Here is a 20,465-nt window from a genome sequence, read left to right on the forward strand (position 1 = left end):
TGCTACATCCATAAAACATCACCTTCTACAACCATAAATAGCAGACTCAAAAGTAATGATAAATGATGACAACCAATTGACAGCACTAAACGATGAACGTACCGACCGCAGCTTCGATGCGATTGCCGATCATTTTGAAAAAAAGGTGTATGGTGGTTTAAAGGGTGATATCCGTCTGGCTGTCTTACGCCGTGACATCTTTGGTTATGTCAAACAGCTGAGTCAAAAGCTGGGACGAGCGTTGCGTATTTTAGATGTAGGCGCTGGGCTTGCCCAGATTGCAACAGAACTTGCTATTCAGGGTCATACAGTCGTCATCAATGACATATCTGCTAACATGATCGACAAAGCTAAAGCAAATGCAGAACAGACTGGTAAAAACCTCGATATAACGTGGTATGTCTGCCCCTATCAGGCACTTGAAGCTAAACTAGCGACAAATTCTGCGGATAAATTTGATGTAATACTATGTCATGCGCTACTTGAATGGCTCGCAGACCCAAGAGCGGTGATGGACTTCTTTGACAAGCAGCTTGCGACTGATGGCATCTTGTCATTATGTTTTTATAATCCAGCAAGCTTTGACTATCGAAACTTGATCATGGGTAATTTTAATTTGCTTGATAAAGCTGATTATCAAGCGGACAATAACAAAAGTCTGACCCCCAATTATCCCGTTGCCAAGCAAGAAGTTGAGTCATGGTTACAACAACATGAGTATCAAATCGTATTAGAGAGTGGTCTGCGCGTATTTCATGACTATGCACCATTAAAGCGTGGCGGACATAACGACCCTGAGGCAGTCATTAGAATGGAACTACGCTACTCACAACAAGAGCCTTATAAATGGCTTGGTCGTTATTTGCATATAATGGCAACTCAAAAAACTGAGCTGTAATAGCCGTCTTCTCGCAGCTTTCTTATCATATTGAAAATATGAATTAATCGTAATATTGATTAGTAACAATTATGGCTTTGTTTTTATAGCCTTGTGTCTATAACTATGTCTCTTCGGCTCTAGTTGATCTATCATATTCTGACCAAGTAGTGGCGTTAATCTCTTTTTCATCAAACACGACCACATGTTCTAACAACGGTAGTATGCCAATATGTGATCCAATCTCATGATTGTGATGGCTTGCGACTAAGGACAAAACCGTCTGTCCATCATCAAGTTGCAAACGATATAAATAGTTGGCACCGCGAAACACACGTCCGATTACTAATGCCGTCTGCGTACTGTCATCATCATGAATAATGTCGTCAGGACGCACCAGTACTTTGATCGGAGTACCATTAGGATAATCATATTCGCAGTACTGCGGTTGTCCCAATTCATCATAGACTTCCATACGTCGATAGATATCACCAAGCGCGGTCTCTACGTGCCCCTCTTTGATGATTCCATCTATCATCGCTCCTTCACCAACGAACTCAGCAACGAATGGACTGATTGGCTCATGGTATAGCTCACTTGGCGTGGCCCACTGTACCAGCTTACCTCTATGCATCACCCCTACTTTGTCTGCAATCGCAAAGGCTTCGTTTTGATCATGAGTCACCAGTATCGCTGTGGTGTTGGTACGCTTAAGAATATCACGTACATTCATCGCCAGTGATTCGCGCAGCACTACATCAAGATTAGAAAATGGCTCATCAAGTAACAACAATTGAGGCTTGGGCGCTAAGGCGCGGGCTAAAGCAACTCTCTGCTGCTGACCGCCTGAAAGCTCACTTGGACGCTTGTTGGCATGCTCAGTTAATTCAACCAAATTTAACATCTCAGTCACGCGTGCTTTTTTGTCAGCGGCTGACCAACTGTTTAGACCAAAAGCAATGTTTTTTGCCACACTTAGATGTCCAAATAATGCATAGTCTTGAAACACCATCCCCATACCGCGCTTAGCTGGCGCAACGGCAAAAGATGTGCGTGCTGTCTGTTCTGTTAGACGCTGACCATTTAAGCTAATAAAGCCTTGGCGCGTAGGCTCTAGCCCAGCGATGGCACGTAACGCTGTGGTTTTACCGCAGCCACTATAGCCCAAAAAGCAACCAATCTCCCCTTGCTGCAGCGTTAGAGACATCTTATCAACGACAGTGGTATCATCATAACCGACGACTAAACCTTTAACATCAAGATAAGGCTTATCTTGCGTCTTTATCGATTCATGCTGCTTGGACTGCGGCATAATAACTGCACAGGTAGAGGCTTGCCTAATATTGGTAGGCATGACTTTTTTGCCCGTAGGTTTTGGTCTGGATTGATCTGTTCGGTCTGCTGAGTCTTTGATCAGGTCGGTATGCATAGATGTTACCAATGAGCGCTAGAGATAAAATAAGTGATACGACAAAAGCAATGATGAATGTTAATTGAATATAGCTATATATAGTACGCTACAATACATAGTACATTAAATCAAAATGACGATATAGCAGATTTAAAGAGTATGGCCACGCTAGCTATTTTTGTCACTTTGACGTAGCAATATCCATACTGGAATCAGTCCGACAAGTACGATAAGTAAGCTTGGTAACGCAGCCCTTGCCCACATCCCCTCACTAGTCATTTCAAACACGCGTACTGCCAGCGTATCCCAGCCTTGACGCCGTGTCATAAGGGTAATCGGCATCTCTTTCATGACTTCCACAAAACCCATCAACAAAGCGGTCAACATGCCTGGTTTGAGTATTGGCAATACTACCTGACGCCAACGCTGTAAAGGACTGTCACTGAGTAGCTTTGCAGCCGCTTCTTGATTGACCGTTAAACGCTGTAGCTGACGATCGATAGGTTGGAAGCTGACCGTCATAAAGCGGGTTGAGAGCGCAAGTAGCATGACAATAACACTTCCTGATAGCACTTGCTTTGAGGTAATTCCGATAGCGATCAGCTGATTATCAAACCAAGCAATCGGAATAAAAATCCCTACGGCTAATACGGTGCCTGGTACGACATAACCCAAATTGGCTAAAGTAATCATCAGCTTCGTTGTTTTGTCAGAATATTGACGCTTAATCCACGCAATGATAATCGCAAGAAAAGCAATAAGTAGCGTCGTCATACTAGCAATCATCAAACTATTGATGACAAAATCAATATAACGTGCATCAAAATCTTGACGAAAATTCGTCGCTGTCCAATAGAACAGTTGTAAAAATGGTATGAGAAAGGCAATTGAAAATACGAGTGTACACAGTAGCGTCATTGTAAGCTTTGCAGGTGTACTGGCCTCAAGACGGCGATTGCTCCCTTGGGTGACTGCATTGCCACGCCTTGCTTGCCAATACTGCTCAAACAATACCACAATAAATACCACGCCGATCAATAAAGCGGCTAATTGTGCTGCCGTGGTTAGACTAAAAAATCCAAACCATGCTTTATAAATAGCAGTGGTAAAGGTATCGACATTAAATACCGAGACGGCACCAAAATCTGCCAAAGTCTCCATCGTCGCTAACAATAACCCACCGATGATCCAAGGCAAAGCTTGCGGTAGAGCCAAGCGAAATAATACTCGACTACGACTAAGTCCCAGCATCTGACCTGCTTCTATCGCACGCCGACCTTGAGATAAAAACGCTTGTCTTGCCAGCAGATATACATAAGGATAAAACGCCAGTGACAATATTAGCCCAGCACCCCAAACATTACGTACCGAAGGTATCGCTGTGCTGATGCCCAAATCACGTAGTCCCGTCTGTAACGGCCCACTAAAATCAACCATTCCCACTGTCACAAACGCTAGCACATAAGCGGGCATGGCTAATGGCAACATTAGCGCCCACGAAAAAAACCGCTGTCCTGGGAAGCGGTACATACTCGTTAACCACGCCAATGCCGTACCAATACTACCAGCAATCACGGTCACCATAAGCAATAAGATGGCCGTATTTTTGAGGACTTGCGGTAGCACATAATCTGTCATGTGCGACCAGATGTCCGCAACTGGCTGCGTCCATGCAAAAAGGACAATTAAAATTGGGATGAGCATAAACGACGAAATCAGCCCTAAGACTGATTTTGAAATAATGCGCTTACCGACTATACGCTCTTGACGAACAACACGAGTGTCACTGGCAGGGCTATCTTTGACAGTACTGTCTTCACTAGCAGACGCTTTTGTCATTGTCATAATATAGATATTACCCTGTCAGACATGTATAAACCAAACTACCCAGTAACAGATTATTTATAACCCGCTTTATCCATCATCTGGATTGCTTGTGTTTGTAGTTCGCCAAATTTTTGCACATTGATATCATCTTGTTTGAACGTACCCCAAGATCTGAGCATGTCTGACTCATCAACGCCTTCTTTTACAGGATACTCTTTGTCAGAGCTGGCATAAATACCTTGAGCTTCATCAGAAGACAACCACTCTATTAGTTTAAGCGCACCATCTGGATTATCTGAGTTGGCGGTCACGCCAGCGCCAGAGATGTTTACATGCGTACCTGTTGTACCTTGGTTTGCCCAAAATATCTCAACAGGGAAGTCAGGCTTTTCATCAAGTATACGGCCATAGTAATAACTATTAGCAATACCGACTTCACATTGACCCGCAGCGATAGCTTCTAACATGCTGGTATCATCACTAAATACGTCAGTCGCTAGATTATCTACCCAGCCACGAATAATCTCTTCTGTCTTTTCTTCGCCCAAATGCTCCATCATACTAGCGACAAGCGATTGGTTATAGACCTTTTTAGAGGTACGCAAGCACAGTTTACCTTTCCACTTTGGATCAGCCAAATCTGCATACGTTGATAACTCATCAGCACTGACTTTGCTTGGATCATAAAATATCGTGCGTGCACGCAGCGACAGACCTGTCCACTGACCTTTTGGATCTCGGTATTTAGCAGGAACATTGCTTTCAAGTACCGTAGAAGCCACTGGCTGCAATAACCCTTGCTGCGCAGCTTGCCATAAGTTCCCAGCATCGACTGTCAATAACATGTCGGCTGGTGTGTTCTGACCTTCAGCTTGCAAGCGTGCCATTAATGGACCTGTCTTATCAGTAACCAGCTCGATTTTTACGCCTGTCTCTTCGGTATATTTATCTAACAATGGCTTAATAAGCTGCTCGTTACGTGACGAATAAATCGTCACCACTTGATCATCACCTGCAGTCGCCACGGTACTATCATTACTGGCCTCTTCAGTGGTCGGCGTTTGCGTCTCTGCGTCTTCAGCTGGAGTAGATGCGTTATTACAACCCACTAGACCCATCATCATGCCAAAGACAGCAACAGATAAGGTAGCCTTAACAGGGCGAGTTAGCGACAGACGTTCAGCAACCGCGTTCGATGACATGGTCTTCTCCATAATAGTATAAAAGATAAATGAGATAGTTTAGATGATAAGCAATTAGGTAGGCGTTTATACTGCTAAAACAATGATAAAAACCAGAAACAATATACTAATAGAAATGAGATTAATTATCAATACATTATTTCGACTGGTTTTGCCCCCAAAAAGTACAGTTTATAGAGAGTTTTATTCTATTCATTTTATATTAGCCATTGACCCAAAATCACGTTTACAGCAGCTTCTGTGCGTAAGATTCGAGGGCCTATATTTACTGCTTTGCATCCCTGCTTACATAGCAGTTCAATCTCATAATCAACCCAGCCCCCTTCAGCTCCGATGCAAACCACATCTGGCCGCTGAACTCTTGCAAAAGATATAGACTCTACAGGCAGTTGTTGTAGATATTGCGAAAAGGCCAGATCGCTATAAGGATGAGCGATTATAGCGTCATGAGTAATCAGACTGGGCAGCTGATCTTCGACGAACGGTTTAAAACGTTTTTGTAAAGAAATGCGCGGCGCTATCGTATCGACCCCTTGCTGCAGACCTTCTAATACAAATTCATCAAGCCGCATCAGTAGCGGACTTTGCCAATAGCTCTTTTGGGTACGGTAACTATTAATCAGAATAATATGACAAACACCCAATGCGGTCATGTCCATGATCAAGCGCCGTAGTACTTTAGGCCGTGGCAATGCCAAAATCACAGTAACCTCTAATTTGGCTGGCGACGGAGTATCGAGCTGTACCTCACGTAGCTGTATGTTACTAGGTGACATATCGTCAATAACTGCTGTACCAAGATTGCCACCAAGCTGACCGATTTTGAGCGTCGCACCAACTTGTAGCTTTAATACCTTATTGATGTGTTCGATTTGTACAGGCGAGTTAATCTGTGCATAAGGCGGTGCAATATCAGATGCAGGCAACAAAATACAATTCATAGAGCAGATCGCTTAAAAAAAATGAGAGTGAACGACGATTAGAGTTATGGCTGGTCGGCCTGAGGATACACGCTAGAAAACTTTTCAATTGTCTCCTCTATCATCGCTAGCTGACGGGGTAATACTGCCTGCTCCTGAATGGTCATCTGCTTACCTGCCTGTCCCGCTCGTTTGGCAGTCTCTAAATGACCCAGCCAAAACTGTAGCTGTTGATATATCATCTCATCATCGCTTTTAGAGTCGTTTATTAGATGCTCGTCACTGCCGATTGCTTGATAAAAATGATTGTTTGGTTGATATAAAGCACCAGCGCTTGCCAGCTTATCTACGACGCTTTGACATGATTGAGTATACTGCCCCATAAGTACTGGCGTGCCCACACTCATAGGCTCCACAGGATTATGGCCGCCGATGTCAACGATAGAACCACCAACAAGCGCTACATCTGCTTGTGCATACCATCGCATCAGCTCACCCATACTATCAGCCAGATAAACCTGCGTTTTTGTAGTGATGTCTTCGTCCTGACTACGCCTTGCCATTTGCAAACCTGTTTCGCTAATGAGCTCTGCCACCTCATCAAAGCGCTCAGGATGTCTGGGTACGATGATAAGTAGGGTCGTAGACAGCTCCGCTATATCTAATAGTTGCTGGTGCAGCGCTAACGCCATACTTTCTTCACCTCTATGAGTGCTCGCCGCTATCCAAACTGGACGGTCTATAAACTGCAAATCAGACAGATTCGACAGTTTATTATTAGCACCATCTTCTTCGACCTTATCAGTTGCTAGTTTGGAATCAGTGACGTTTTTGAAATTGGTAGTTTTAGGCGTATTGATGACCCATTTAAGTGAGCCTGCAACGCGTATCTGCGCACTATCTGCTCCCAACTGCCGGAAGCGTTTAGCAGAGTCACTATCTTGCGCGATGATTAAACTGAGGTTTTGCATCATGCTAGCACTTACGGCACTTATTTTTTGATAGCGAGTAAAAGATGCTGCCGATAGTCGCCCATTTACAAGAATGCTAGGAATGTCTTTTTGCGATAAAGTGGCTAAAATGTTTGCCCACAATTCAGTTTCGACAAACAACGCAGCGACAGGCTGTACATGCGCCAAAAATGTCTCGATAACGGCGGGCGTATCTACTGGTACATAGCTGTGACTCATCCGACCTTGAGCAATCTCCTCAGCGAAACGACTGGCACCGCGCGCGTGACCCGTCTGTGTGGTGTTGGTTAGCCATATATTATAGCCTTGTGCCAATAGAGCGTCGAGCAAGGGCGCGACTGTATTGGTCTCCCCTAGCGAGACGGCATGACACCAAATTGTTTTATCATTACGAGTATCGCTCGTTACCGGACGCGGTGGATACTGCTTGCCAAAGCGCTGCGCAACTTCTTGTTGATAATTGTCACGACTGCGCGAACGACGCCAAACCTGCATGCGATACAGTGGCTTTAGTAGCGTGATAGCAAGCTGATAATACCAAGGTGGCATACGAGTAGTGCGTTTGATTGGCGCAGTACTACTTAACGCATAGTTATCTAGCGTATGATTGTCCAGCGTATCGTTATCAAAATCTTTTTGAGCTGCTGATGGCTCAGACTCAGTAGAAGGCGGTACAGAAGGTGATGGCATGGAAAAGCCCAGTTTTGTGATAGATAAAATGACAAGTTAGACAGTCAACCGTTGATAAATTCTACCGTAAATCATAAAAAAGCCATACAACTTAGTGACTAAGTGCGCATAAAATCGTATGGTCTACTAATTATCGTCTCATGACATCGTTAAATAGCCAGTCTAAAACCTTACAACGCGATAAGTGAGTGCTTGATTATCATACAAATACAATGAGCAATATTGCACCAAGTACCACTACTCCTAGCAATACTCGATAACGCTTAATACTATGCTGTTCTTGTTTTTGCGATGTGATTAATGTTTGAGCTTGTTGCCACTTAGCCACCAGATCTGCTGCTTCTGTATGGCCATTTTTAGCCGCTTCCTCTAACCAATACTGACCGCTACTCACCTCTTGCGGCACGCCGATACCTTGATAGTACATTTTACTAAGTAAACGCTGAGCACGGACATCTTTCTTGTTTGCCGCTTGTTTGACCCAGTCTGTCCCTACTACTTTACTGGCTTCTGCATCGGCTATTTGCCCCTCATTGAGTAACTCGTACATAGCCAATCGTAGCATCGCAGTTGTATTACCAGATTCGGCAGAATTTTGCAGTCGTGTTAAGGCTTGCTGCCGTGCTACCTGATGCCGCTCTGAAAACTTTACTTGGTCACGCGGTTTATTTTGCCGATCAATATGGCGCTCGAACTGATCCAGTATTTTGCACGCTTGCAAATAGTCATCGTGGCCCGTAGCTTGTGGCACTTCGATCTTATCTAACTCTATAAGCAACTGAGTAAATATTTCAGGCGTTTTGGCTTGTGCTAGAGGCTTAACCTCTTGAGCTTTGTGTTGATGATGCTCAGAGGTTTTGTCTTTAAGAGTCGCTACTTGTCCAATATCTAACGGTTTAGAATAGCGCTCTAAGGGCGCCTTATCTAGCGTCTTGCTAGCGATATTAGTGGCTTGTGGTAAACGCGCGTTTACCGCTTGATAAAGTCCGCTAGCAATTTGCCCACCTTGTACCGCCTGAAACTGCCGATCAATATGACCAAACAAACGTAGCCCTATCGGCTCCAATGCAAAGAATATATTAGCGTTATTATCAGAATGGTCTTCGTACACCACAGCCATGGATTGATAAAAATCATCTGCAATCAACGGTAGCGTGTCAAAACGCTTTTTTAGCTCAAACTGTTCATACCAATGTGGTTCGCTTTGCCACTGGTGCGCCAGCACTCGCCCTGCATAAAATGCCAAAAACAGTAATAAGTTGCGATAACGCTCATCAGTCAGCAGTGCAACCTCATTTAAGCCTTCAGATTGATCTTTTGCCTTTGTAATATCGCGGCGTATCTGTAAAATCAGCGTATCTACTCGCTGTAAGCTGGCGAGCGATTCATCCAATCGACACTCATGCAACTGCTCCTCATAAGCGATACCACCTGCAATAGGACGAACTGCTATAAAATCTTGCCAGTAGCCTTCTGCCATATAATCAAGTGACGTTTTAGGGATCTTAGCTAAAGTAGCATCTGACGTAGCAAGCATGGAGTGGGCATATCCTTTTAATAAAAATCACAAATGGCATTATTAGATTAAGTAACAGTTATACAAAGATAATAGCGCCTACAATAAAGGACTAAACAGACGTACCACATTGTCAAATAAACGCTCGGAACCGCGGCGCTGCTGCCACTCTTTTAGACTTAAAAATCGGCAGCTTTGCAAATAAGTATCTTGGCAGTCAGCGACTTGAGCAACCATCTCAGGTGTATAAATAGCCAAACTGACCTCCATATTTAAATAAAAGCTACGCATATCGATGTTCACTGTACCAAACAGACAATAATCATCATCGATGACTACCGTCTTGGCATGTAATAGTCCACCTTGGAATAATGCAATCTTTACGCCAGCTTCAAGCAGCTCTTGATAATACGCTTGTGACGCATGCTGCACTAAAAAGGAATCTACCTTTTCTGGGATAATCAAGGTCACATCGACACCGCGCTTTGCTGCTGTTTCTAATGCTCCTGACAGCGCTTCATCTGGTACAAAATAAGGCGTCGTAATTTGAATACGCTTATTGGCTCGGTGAATAATAGTCACTAAGGTATTGTAAATAACATGAGCGGTCACTTGCGGCGCTGAAGGAATCAGCTGCGCAACGACATTATCCACCATAGGCATTTGAGGTATCGCAATCGACTTCGACCCTGGTACGGTAGGTATATAATTATCCAAATCATCAACGCGCACCTGAATGCGGCTGTTCATATCATTGATGGTTGGATTTAATACATACAACTTACGAGTATAGCTATTTACCCGCTTATCTAGCGCATCTAGATTGTCATTGTTTTCAGCGCCGATATCAGTAATGACCACTTTGGCCATGGCCGTAGCTATGCTAATTGGCTGCTGACTAACGCTGCGCATCATCACATCAACCCACTGCCCAACGCCTTTGTCTTGTTTAAAAAACTTGGGATCCACCAAATTAAAACTACCGGTATAACCGATATACTCGTCGATCACCACAATCTTACGATGATTGCGCAAATCAGAGCGCTTAAATAATGTCTTAAACAACCCTACTGGTAGCGACTGGTGTACAAACACGCCTGCCCGCTCCAATGATCGATGCTCAGAGCTATTAAAAAAGCTGAAACTACCGACACTGTCTATTAATATATGACACTCTACTCCGCGTTTGGCGGCAGCAGCTAGAGACTCTAGCACCTCTAAGACTTGGCCTTTGGGATAAATAATATAAAACTCTATGAGAATGGTACGCTTAGCATTATCGATATCACTAATAAGGTGATTAAAAAACGCTCTAGATGAAGTTAGCAGTTGCATCCGATGTCCAGCGAACACGCCAAACCCTGTCCAGCGTGTACCGATACGGCTCACGCCCCGATAGTTAATCGGCAACAAATCTTGTCCTTGATCGAATACCATCCGCTCACGTGCTGCCATATCGTTCATTAGCAAGCTTGCTTGATCCACACGCTGGCGATAACGACGACCAATCATCGGTTCGCCGACCAGAACATAGGCTATAAACCCAAACACTGGTAGCGTGTATAGAACGGCTATCCATGCAATAGCCACTCCAATATTGCGCTGTACCGAAACAACACGCAACGTCATAACCACCATTAGTATGATGTGTAACAACAGTCCTAAACCTGCAAAGTTACCCCAAGACCACGATGCAAGGTGCTGCTCAGTCGCTAAAGATTCTATAACCGCCTCCCTCACTCTACACAGAACAGAATATGGATATAAAGTACTAATAACTACTCTCTATGGCTTAGTAGTATAGTAGTTTTTTATTATCAAACAATGGATAACGATAACAAGCCACTTTTAATACGAGCAATTTAATAAATCATCTTCATGTTGTACTATGATAAAAACCTTTGCTTAACATATATTTATTCAAGGTGTTTTAATCACTTATTATTATAAACTGCTGCTACCAGAGCTCATGATTACAATCTATTTTGAATTATTTGAAATTTTTATAAAATACTATTTGACAGGCAGATGTAAATCTATATAATACACACCCACAGAGCGGGTGATTAGCTCAGTTGGTAGAGCGTCTGCCTTACACGCAGAATGTCGGCGGTTCGAATCCGTCATCACCCACCACTTACTAGCTTGTGGTGAAAAAGCTAAACGACCTAAGCAGCGGTAGTTCAGTTGGTTAGAATACCGGCCTGTCACGCCGGGGGTCGCGGGTTCGAGTCCCGTCCGCTGCGCCATATTTTGTAAACAGCTAAAACAAATTTAGACTATTAAGTTTAAGCAAGTTTCGCCTCAAGTATTAGTTTACTTGGGGTTTTTTTGTGTCTGGATTTCATTACGCTATACATATTTACATAACATACCTTAATTGAGATTTATAGGTAACAAAATTGGCGTACATTCATTGTTTACGCCCAAAAAGCGAACACTCACTAAAAATCAAAAGTGCTTACAATGAATCAAATTAGCGAGTGGATACTGGCTATCATGGCAAAGTTTGGCTATTTTGGCATTGTATTCGCTATGTTTGCCGAAAATGTTTTTCCGCCTATACCTTCTGAAGTCATTATGCCAGCCGCAGGTTTTGCCGCATCAAAAGGTGATTTAAATCTTATAATAGTCATACTGGCTGGTACGCTTGGCGCGACGCTAGGTGCCCTACCTTTATATTATCTAGGAAGCCTATTTGATAAAGAACGACTGATGACGTTCGCAGAGAAATATGGCAAATACGTTTTTGTAAAGCCTGATGATATCTCTGCTACCAATGACTGGTTTGATAAACACGGTAAAAAAGCAGTTTTTTTTGGAAGAATGGTACCTGGTATTCGCTCATTTATCTCAATCCCTGCTGGGATGAATAAAATGTCACTTTTACCTTTTTTAACCTTAACGGCATTAGGCTCTAGTATCTGGACGACCATATTGACGCTTGCAGGTTATTATCTTGGCGAAAACTATCAAGTGGTTGAAACGACGCTAGCACCTTACTCTAAAATTCTTGGTGGATTGGTCGTGGTTATTATCATTGGTTGGTTTATTAAGCAACGATCTTCTGATTAGCTTCTTTAAACCCTATTAAATATAACCATTCGCTTATTAAATAACTAATTTTTGTTCTCCTTCTAAAGATATTACCGTTTAATACTGACTACGCTTCGAGACTTTGTCATATTCGTTCTATCACGCTAGTATTCTTAAAAGCCCCTCTGTATCTCCACACTCAAAACAACACCCGCCAAACAGTATCTCCCTTCTAATTATCTATTTTAAAACCAATAATAACCGTATTTATACCATCGACTTTATCCCTGTTTATTGCTACAGTAATTTTTCGTTGTTGGCTCATAACAGCTCTTAGCACCGATACTTTATGACCTCAAACTTGTTTTAAATTTGACCTATTTTTCTACTACTGTTTTAGTACTTACTGATATTCGAGACCTTTTATGATGTTAAACAAGCAATATGCGATCCTACTGCCTATACTACTAGCAGCTGGTTGTGCCACTCAACCGACAACGCAGCAACCAACTAAGCCTGTGCGCCAAGGCAGCGTTCAGGTGACCCAGACCCAAACCATCAAAGTAAAGCCTGCTCCTGTCATCGTTCAACAACAGACGGTCATCACCCCTAAGCCTAGCTACCGCAGTTTTGCAGAGTGGAAGTCGGACTTCTCTATGCGTGCTATGTCTGCCGGATACAGCTCCTCAGATGTACAACGTTTGCTCAGCTCAGCCTACCTAAACGAGCAAGTTATTTCACTCGATTCAGGTCAGCCTGAGTTTTCTAAAATGCCATGGGAGTATGCAGACTCTGCGGCGTCCGATGCGCGAATCGCAACTGGTAAACGTAAATTTGCAGAGCAGCGTTCGTATCTATCAAGTTTAGAATCGCAATATGGTGTCAATGCAGAGATCATTGCCGCAATTTGGGGTATGGAATCATCTTTTGGTGCGGTCACTGGCAATAGCTACCTACCAAGTGCACTTGCAAGCCTTGCCTATGATGGACGCCGTCAAGAGTTCGCTGAGACTCAATTACTGTCACTCATGCAGCTATTACAACGTGGCGATGTGTCTTGGTCACAGCTTGAAGGCTCTTGGGCAGGTGGTATGGGACAGACGCAGTTTATTCCTGATACTTGGGTAAAACATGGTGTCGATGGCGACAGCAATGGTCATCGCAATCCGTGGTCAACAGCTGACGCGCTGGCATCAACTGCCAACTACCTGAGTAACTCAGGCTGGGTACGTGGTCTAGCGCCATTCTACGAAGTCACCTTGCCAGCATCTTTTGATTACTCTACGGTCAGCACCAAGCAGCCTGCTGCTAGATGGGCCGCTCTTGGTCTCGATACCATTGATGATGTAAGTTTAGATGCCAATACGCAGATGGAGCTTTGGCTACCTGCTGGCAAAGATGGTCCAGCTCTACTGCTTAGCCCTAACTTCGATGTGATAAAAGTCTATAACAACTCATCAAACTATGCTTTGGGTGTCAGCTTGTTAGGTAACGCAATCGTTGGAAAAAGTGGCCTACGTAAGTCTTGGCCGCGTTATGAGCGTCCGCTATCAACAGCGCAAGTGACCCGTTTACAACAGCGCTTAACCAGTGCAGGCTATGATACCAAAGGCGCTGATGGAATTATTGGCACCAATACTCGTAAGGCATTTCAAAGCTGGCAAGCCAACAATGGACAAACGCCAGACGGTTTTATCAGTCAAAGTAGCGCCTCGTCATTGACTTCATGGTGAGGCTATTTTAAATTAACTATTAGCAATATATGGCTCGATATAGTCGGCCTATTAATAAAATAAAGGGAGTGACGGTATTAGATACTGTCGCTCCCTTTTGAATATCCATTTTATGTCTCTTCAGTCACATCTTCTAAACTGGGTCTTTTAGACTTAGGATATATTAAATGGATCATCTAGAGGCTGCGTAAAATTCATCCTAGTAGCACTGTATCTATTTTATAGTGAATCGACTATAGCAACTCTATATATTCTAACTACCTATTTGCTTTGCTAACCAAAAACATAAGCCGCTACTAAGAAGTCCAAACAAGCACATACCTAAGTGTAACGCATATAAAACAAACCATTTATGATGGCTTTTAAGTAATGAAACTGCATTTTTTTCGTCCAAATGAGAAAAAAATAAACCATGCCCTTTTTTAAACATGGGTAAATAACCCTTTTTTTTATATACAAAATGGTATTGATAAAATAAAGGGATGTCTAAAGTTACCTTTAGTCCTTCCGTAGTCTTAACTGCTTTGTTTTGTCGTTTAAGCGTCTCTATGCTAAATGCCTTTCTATCTAGTCCCAGCTCTTGGTTGCCGATACCGGTGAACTCTACGACAAGCTCGCTATCATCGTTCCACTGACTTAACGTTATTTCTATTTGTCCCGATAAAATTTGTCTAAAATCAGCAGTGTTTGTTGCAAATTTAGGGTTAATTTGTATCTCAGTCAAAGCCAAGAAGTAAGCGCGCATGTCTTGCTCAAGGCTACTCATTGCCTGTATCTTAAACGGATTATTGGGATACTCGCTATTTAGCATAGCCTTATTGCCAAAGACGCCAGCATCTAGCCAATAGTGAACGGGCAGGATATTACCTTTGTCATAGCGAAAGGCAATCCATTGAGCGATTAGGCTGACGCCCCAAGCGACTGCCATAACACCTACGAGCCAAGGCATAGTAAAACCTAAAGCAATCGCTGCACCTGAAACACCTGCTGTTACTGCTGATAATTGAGCTATGCCAGTAGCCGCTTCACTAATACCACTATTACTTTCAGCATGCCTTTCACGACTTATATTTAAACTATACACCTCAAATCCTGCACCGACTGCACCAAGCACACCCACGCTTAAACTAAGCCTTTCGACCCATGCACTACGCGCCGCTTTCATCTGTAGTCCCGCATTGGCGACATCTAGGCTGGCAGTCGTGAGCGCAAGCGTCGTACTGGCATAAGCGGTCATAAACTCAAGACCTGCCCGATCGCCTCGAGCTGCCATACTACCAAGACTGCTCTTGCCCATCCAATTACTACGCAACTGAAACAGACCAACACCTACTGATACTAGTGTCGCTTTGCCTGCTGATTGGCGCTCAAGCTGGCTGTATTGACCGCTGATGGGATCAAGATCACGATTAAGTTGTGCGACCTGTTTAGTTATGTCTTCATTAATGGTTTGCGTGGTACGTGCGATATCTTCGCTTGCATACATAGTGACTAAAGTACGAGCATGCTCATTACCATTAGCTGATTTATCAAATATATCTAGAGCTGTTTGATTCACACCATGTGAGTTTACTAAATCTATAGCAATTGGCGTTTGTACAGAGGAGGCGCTACTGACAACTCTATTGTCGATACTGGCTGGTAGTAGCGTGGCATGGGGTTTGGCGTTATTAACAGAACGGCTGAGACGCTGCTCACTCCATTTAAGTACGGCTTCTGGGCTTGTAGTTTAGAACTCTTTTCGCCAATTTAAAACCTGTAGATTGATATACACTCGCTCTTTGCCATAAATCAAGCTTATATAATAGCTTGTTATTATCTTTAATATGGCTCATGTTGCTGCTCATCGTTTGGACAATTTGAGCTTTATGATTGGCAAGTTTATTAAGTTGCTCAATATCCAGATTAATTTTAGCAGTGATTTGTCGCTTTTGTTTTTGTGCTTTGAATGCCACCACCCAGCTTGTCGTCGTACCGACAAAGTCACTAGCACGCGCTAGGTTTTCATAGGCGGGTGGATTTTCTAATCTATTGAGATCTTCTTTGTTGAGACCAATCAACGCCTTCATTAACCAATTATCTTCAATAGGCTGCTCACCTGAAATACACGGCAGTAGCGATTGTTTAAACTCTTGCTTTGCGGTCATGCCTGTCGCTTGCTCTGGTTCATAATCAGCCCATATGGCATCTGGGATGCCGATGTTACTCTCATCAATACCGATGCCTGCTATAGCTTCGGCTATGATCTGACAATATCCAGCATGACTGTCTTCGTCATCTTTAATAAAGTTAAGTTTTTATCCTAATGCTACTACTCTACTCGCGTAGCTAACCAAATAAACAAACCACTACCTATAAACCAAAAAGCCATAAGAACAAACGTTAAAAACGAACCCATAAGTAGCTTATTATGCTTTTGGTACATCTTAAGCGCACTCTTGTCATTAATTAAAGGATACCAAGCCAATTGTGGTATTTTAAATGAACCATGTTTTTTATATTTTAGATGGTAGTTCATATAAATACCTGCCATTGCGATAATAAAAAAATGTATATCATAACCATCCATTTTTTTATCATAATACTTCCTATCTGAATAAAGAATATAGCCAATATCTTTCTTATTTCTTCTAAAATAAATAACGCATAATTGGTACGTTATCATCCAGATGATCATGCCCACCACGAAAATAGTACTACCAATACCCATTAATAAGTTATAAGTCATCATTTCAATCTACCTGATCACCAATCCATACTCCAGCAGACTCACCAGCAATTCCACCATAATACTCTCCAACATCATTAACCCTGCCGCAGCCTTACTGCCCTCTACCAGCCTCTCCTCTTGAGATTTTGCTTGAAAGAATGCACCGATCAAAAAGACACAAGCGACCGTTTTTAGCATTGCTCCAAAATAATTAGTTCTGACGGCCTGATCTATTCGTCGATTGGTTATATCTTCAAAACGTTTATAGTCTTTGTAACCTTGGTCATATAATTCGGGTGTAGTATAGATAGAACGGTCAATTGCCTGCCTCAATATATTCTTGTCCGCATAATTTCTATTGCTACTTTGATAGACATTCATACCCGCTTTTAGCTCATTTTTGTCAATGTAGTAGATGAAGCTTTGAGCAAAGGGTTTATTCAATCGTGCCACTTCACCTGAGGTTTTGAGTGCTTGATCGACACTTTCGCGTATTCTAGTCGGTAAACTGCCACTGCCAACGACATTCATAACGCCATTCATGAGTGCTTTTCTGGCATCTGCATAGGTTCCTTGTCCTTTGACTATAATCAGCGCCTTTTCGTGATGATAGCCAAACAAATACTCTTTTTGTGAGATCATAAGACCAGATAATGTCTGACCTGTACGGTAGTTTTTCATAAAGGGTAGCGCAAGCTGTTCTGCTAGACTAACCGTTGCGCCTACTTGGTTAGCAATAGCATCATACTTTGCAAAGATTCTGGCTGACCCTGTGTAGAGTAACCCTGACCATGAGTTGGTTGCTATCTCGTTTGTGCTAACCTAAGTCTGTATCTATCCTAGTAGGCCTCGCTTATAGTTGACTTTGAGCTTTAAAAACAATCATTAAATCTAAATTTACCGTATAAAAAAGTAGCTACTGAACAATAATATAGTTATCAATAATTGAATAATTAAAATAACGAGTAAACCTCTTTTCCTATCTATAATTTCATTGACTAGCTCTATATGTCTTATATCTGTTTTTCTATATTCTTTTTTTAAAACTTTTTTTCTCAGCTGAATACCAACGTAAGCTCCTAAATTGTAGAAAAGTAAAAAAGATATGCGCAGATAATCGTCCATTTTGAATTCTTTAGTAGTACCGCTTGTAAAGTTATTAAAGAACTCATAATCTCTACTAACTTCATACTGCAAAGCTAGGCTCAACAAAGGAGCTACTGCAAACATCAAATATACAATCGGCATTGCATAAATCTCACTATTTGATTTGCTATCAATAGAGAATAGCCAGTAAACAAATAGAAATGTGAAGAATACAAATGATAAGAAGTGTAGGATTGATTTTTTTATCATAATTTAATTGTTAGTATCTACAGGCTAATCACCTATCATATAGCCAACCAAATAAACACGCCACTACCTACAAACCAGAACGCCATTAAGCAAAATGTTATAAAAGAACCTGCTAGTAATTTTCTATGTTCCCTATATAGCTTAAGCGCACTCTTATCATTAATTGAAGGATACCAAGCCAGTTGCGGTATTTTAAATGAACCATATTTCTTATATTTTAGATGATAGTTCATATAAATACCTGCCATTGCAATAATAAAAAAATGTATGTCATAACCGTCCATTCTTTTATCATAATATTTTTTATCTAAATAAAGAATATAACCGATGTCTTGCTTATATCTTCTAAAATACATGACGCATAGTTGATAGGTAGTCATCCCACCTATGCCTATACTTATTGCAAGCCATTTAAATATATTTGGTGCATTAATCATATGTAGATTAACTCCCAATTCGCTTCGCCCACCATATAAAAAAACTACCACCGAATAACCAAAAAAAACCTAAACCAAGCGATATGACATTTAAAACTAACCACTTATAATTGTTCTTGATTAGTAAAAGGGCTGTCTCTTCAGTGAGATTAGGATACATTGAACCTTTTCCTTTTTTAAACATAGGAAAATAACCCTTCCTTTTGTAGATTATATGATATTGTAAAAATATAACGCTAGCTATAGAAGCCATAAACATCATCTCGTACATATTTAATTTTCTCTCATAACGACTTTCATAGCCATAAAGAGACTTATATATAGGCTTTAAATTCTTTTGCGTGTGATTAATTACCATTTGATGCGAGATCATCCACAAAATTAATCCTATTACAAAAACTAAAGCACCAATTTTTGATAGTAAATCATAGGTCATAATAGTTTGTTTACCTCATCACCAATTACATCTCCAGCGAATCCTCCAAACTCACTACCTAAAATACCTCCAGCCACTCCGCTACCAGCAGCAACTACCCCAATCACTATAAGCCCGATTCCTCCTGTCCCTGCACCTATGACAGCAGTAGCTAAAGCTGCACCACCTGCTCCGCCTAGCCATCCACCTGCCAGACCTCCTTCTAGTTTTAAAGTTTCTGTAATAATAGTCTTCCTAGTGTGATCGCTATCCCCAGAGTCATAAGCATCTTTCACAGTCATAGTTGAATCGGCGACACTGACTGCTACAAGAATATTACCTCCACCTTCTGTTATTTTAGTCATCTTCCCCAGTTTCATAAAGTTTTTAGCATAGGCTTTGATTCCCCCTTCATAACGCGAAGACCTTATCATCACATCATTTTTGACTTGTTTTCTTATGTTTTTGGCAGTGAGACCTGTTTCATATTTAAAAAAACTCTGCGCGAATGCATTATCAAAATCTTTAATTAGCTTAGGATAGGTTTGTCTGAATGAATTAAACTTTTTAGGATTGCCAAGTTTAGATTTAATTGGCTTGCCAGAACTATCGTAAGTTGTTTTTCTTACGTCTTCATAGGCTTCTACAAGTCTTGTATAAGCCTCAGTAACCTTAGCATTGCTAGTTTCAGCAAAGTTTACAATACCTTGAGAAGTTCCTGCACTCATTGCTGCAATTAGTCCAAGATCAACACCTTTGGATGGTTTATCTACATTTTTTACTTTATCCTTAGTCAAACTTACGTAATCTACAGTTCTTAGCATACTATGTAAGAAGTCTGCATTGGAAGCAAACATTTCAGGGTTAAATCCAAACTCTTCCTTTACTTTATTAAACTCAGCCTTAGCTGCTTTAGCATCCTCCTTCATTTTTACTAATTCTTTGTTACTACTATTGGAAGTATTGGATAATATTACGAAATCACCTGCATGTATTGCCATTACAGGTGTCAGTAGGTGTGCATTATTAGCTCTAAATATCTGATCTTCTTTATCTGTAGGCTTTTGCTCATAGATTTTATTAAGAAAACTTTTAATTGATTCATCTTTTTCTGCTATCATCCACCCAACTTCAGTTGTATCGATAATTGTCTTCTTAATAGTATTAGGATCTTTCATAACTGAGGCTTTGGTTGTTTTTAAATTAAAGCTACTAGCTACTCCTCTTTTAGTCAAAGCTTTAGCAGAAACTCTTTTTATTAAGGCACCTTCAGTATCTCTGATATAGTATAGTTAAATCTTTATAAAATCGATACAGCCCATATCATGAAACAGTTTAGGTAGATTATTCTCCATCCATCCTTG

Annotated in this window: 18 protein-coding genes and 2 tRNA genes; 5 read left to right on the forward strand and 15 right to left on the reverse strand. The window is 41.6% G+C overall.

Annotation, left to right across the window (positions count from 1 at the left end):
• The first annotated feature begins 55 nt into the window (after positions 1-55).
• Positions 56-898, forward strand: coding sequence for a methyltransferase domain-containing protein (locus Q0895_RS11860; RefSeq protein WP_299189182.1), 843 nt, complete (start codon positions 56-58; stop codon positions 896-898).
• A 103-nt stretch (positions 899-1,001) separates the two neighbouring features.
• Here Q0895_RS11860 and Q0895_RS11865 read toward each other — a convergent pair whose 3' ends face one another.
• The 7 genes from Q0895_RS11865 to Q0895_RS11895 form a co-directional block, all read right to left on the reverse strand.
• Entirely contained in the window at positions 1,002-2,306 is a 1,305-nt protein-coding gene (locus Q0895_RS11865) for an ABC transporter ATP-binding protein (RefSeq protein WP_299189184.1), read from the reverse strand.
• 150 nt (positions 2,307-2,456) lie between these two features.
• Positions 2,457-4,127, reverse strand: a complete 1,671-nt coding sequence (locus tag Q0895_RS11870; RefSeq protein ID WP_299189227.1) for an iron ABC transporter permease — start codon at positions 4,125-4,127, stop codon at positions 2,457-2,459.
• Positions 4,128-4,186: 59 nt separating this feature from the next.
• Positions 4,187-5,317 (reverse strand): Fe(3+) ABC transporter substrate-binding protein, encoded by a 1,131-nt coding sequence (locus tag Q0895_RS11875; protein ID WP_299189186.1) that lies wholly within the window; start codon positions 5,315-5,317, stop codon positions 4,187-4,189.
• 197 nt (positions 5,318-5,514) lie between these two features.
• Positions 5,515-6,258: a 16S rRNA (uracil(1498)-N(3))-methyltransferase gene (locus tag Q0895_RS11880; protein WP_299189188.1), complete on the reverse strand. Its 744-nt coding sequence runs from the start codon at positions 6,256-6,258 to the stop codon at positions 5,515-5,517.
• Positions 6,259-6,302: 44 nt separating this feature from the next.
• Complete coding sequence (locus Q0895_RS11885) at positions 6,303-7,898, reverse strand: 3-deoxy-D-manno-octulosonic acid transferase (protein WP_299189190.1); 1,596 nt, start codon at positions 7,896-7,898, stop codon at positions 6,303-6,305.
• Between the two features lie 199 nt (positions 7,899-8,097).
• Positions 8,098-9,435: a sel1 repeat family protein gene (locus tag Q0895_RS11890; protein WP_299189191.1), complete on the reverse strand. Its 1,338-nt coding sequence runs from the start codon at positions 9,433-9,435 to the stop codon at positions 8,098-8,100.
• A gap of 78 nt (positions 9,436-9,513) precedes the next feature.
• Complete coding sequence (locus Q0895_RS11895; protein ID WP_299189192.1) at positions 9,514-11,154, reverse strand: cardiolipin synthase; 1,641 nt, start codon at positions 11,152-11,154, stop codon at positions 9,514-9,516.
• 320 nt (positions 11,155-11,474) lie between these two features.
• On the opposite strand from Q0895_RS11895, the gene Q0895_RS11900 reads away from it, so the two are divergent.
• The 4 genes from Q0895_RS11900 (at position 11,475) to Q0895_RS11915 (ending at position 14,183) form a co-directional block, all read left to right on the forward strand.
• A tRNA-Val gene (locus tag Q0895_RS11900) sits at positions 11,475-11,550 on the forward strand.
• Positions 11,551-11,586: 36 nt separating this feature from the next.
• A tRNA-Asp gene (locus Q0895_RS11905) sits at positions 11,587-11,663 on the forward strand.
• Positions 11,664-11,880: 217 nt separating this feature from the next.
• Positions 11,881-12,489, forward strand: a complete 609-nt coding sequence (locus Q0895_RS11910; RefSeq protein WP_075102866.1) for a DedA family protein — start codon at positions 11,881-11,883, stop codon at positions 12,487-12,489.
• A gap of 386 nt (positions 12,490-12,875) precedes the next feature.
• Entirely contained in the window at positions 12,876-14,183 is a 1,308-nt protein-coding gene (locus tag Q0895_RS11915; RefSeq protein WP_299189194.1) for a lytic murein transglycosylase, read from the forward strand.
• A 253-nt stretch (positions 14,184-14,436) separates the two neighbouring features.
• On the opposite strand, the gene Q0895_RS11920 is transcribed toward Q0895_RS11915, so the two are convergent.
• The 8 genes from Q0895_RS11920 to Q0895_RS11955 all read right to left on the reverse strand — a co-directional run bounded on the left by Q0895_RS11920 (position 14,437) and on the right by Q0895_RS11955 (position 20,279).
• The gene (locus Q0895_RS11920) at positions 14,437-15,741 is read right to left on the reverse strand and encodes a hypothetical protein (RefSeq protein ID WP_299189196.1); all 1,305 of its coding nucleotides are present in this window, start codon (positions 15,739-15,741) and stop codon (positions 14,437-14,439) included.
• A gap of 145 nt (positions 15,742-15,886) precedes the next feature.
• A complete protein-coding gene (locus tag Q0895_RS11925; protein WP_299189198.1) occupies positions 15,887-16,330 on the reverse strand; it encodes a hypothetical protein in 444 nt (147 codons plus the stop codon).
• Positions 16,331-16,494: 164 nt separating this feature from the next.
• A complete protein-coding gene (locus Q0895_RS11930; protein WP_299189200.1) occupies positions 16,495-16,914 on the reverse strand; it encodes a hypothetical protein in 420 nt (139 codons plus the stop codon).
• Positions 16,915-16,920: 6 nt separating this feature from the next.
• Positions 16,921-17,574 carry a hypothetical protein gene (locus Q0895_RS11935; protein ID WP_299189203.1) on the reverse strand — a complete coding sequence of 218 codons (654 nt, stop codon included), beginning with the start codon at positions 17,572-17,574 and terminating at the stop codon, positions 16,921-16,923.
• A gap of 216 nt (positions 17,575-17,790) precedes the next feature.
• Positions 17,791-18,141, reverse strand: coding sequence for a hypothetical protein (locus Q0895_RS11940; protein WP_299189206.1), 351 nt, complete (start codon positions 18,139-18,141; stop codon positions 17,791-17,793).
• A 143-nt stretch (positions 18,142-18,284) separates the two neighbouring features.
• Positions 18,285-18,686 carry a hypothetical protein gene (locus Q0895_RS11945; RefSeq protein WP_299189209.1) on the reverse strand — a complete coding sequence of 134 codons (402 nt, stop codon included), beginning with the start codon at positions 18,684-18,686 and terminating at the stop codon, positions 18,285-18,287.
• 7 nt (positions 18,687-18,693) lie between these two features.
• On the reverse strand, positions 18,694-19,122 hold the full coding sequence (locus Q0895_RS11950) for a hypothetical protein (RefSeq protein WP_299189212.1): 429 nt from the start codon (positions 19,120-19,122) through the stop codon (positions 18,694-18,696).
• Positions 19,119-20,279: a hypothetical protein gene (locus tag Q0895_RS11955; protein WP_299189215.1), complete on the reverse strand. Its 1,161-nt coding sequence runs from the start codon at positions 20,277-20,279 to the stop codon at positions 19,119-19,121. The genes Q0895_RS11950 and Q0895_RS11955 overlap by 4 nt, the downstream gene beginning before the upstream one ends.
• Positions 20,280-20,465: the final 186 nt, after the last annotated feature.

This window comes from uncultured Psychrobacter sp., assembly GCF_947495825.1.
Taxonomy (GTDB): Bacteria; Pseudomonadota; Gammaproteobacteria; order Pseudomonadales; family Moraxellaceae; genus Psychrobacter.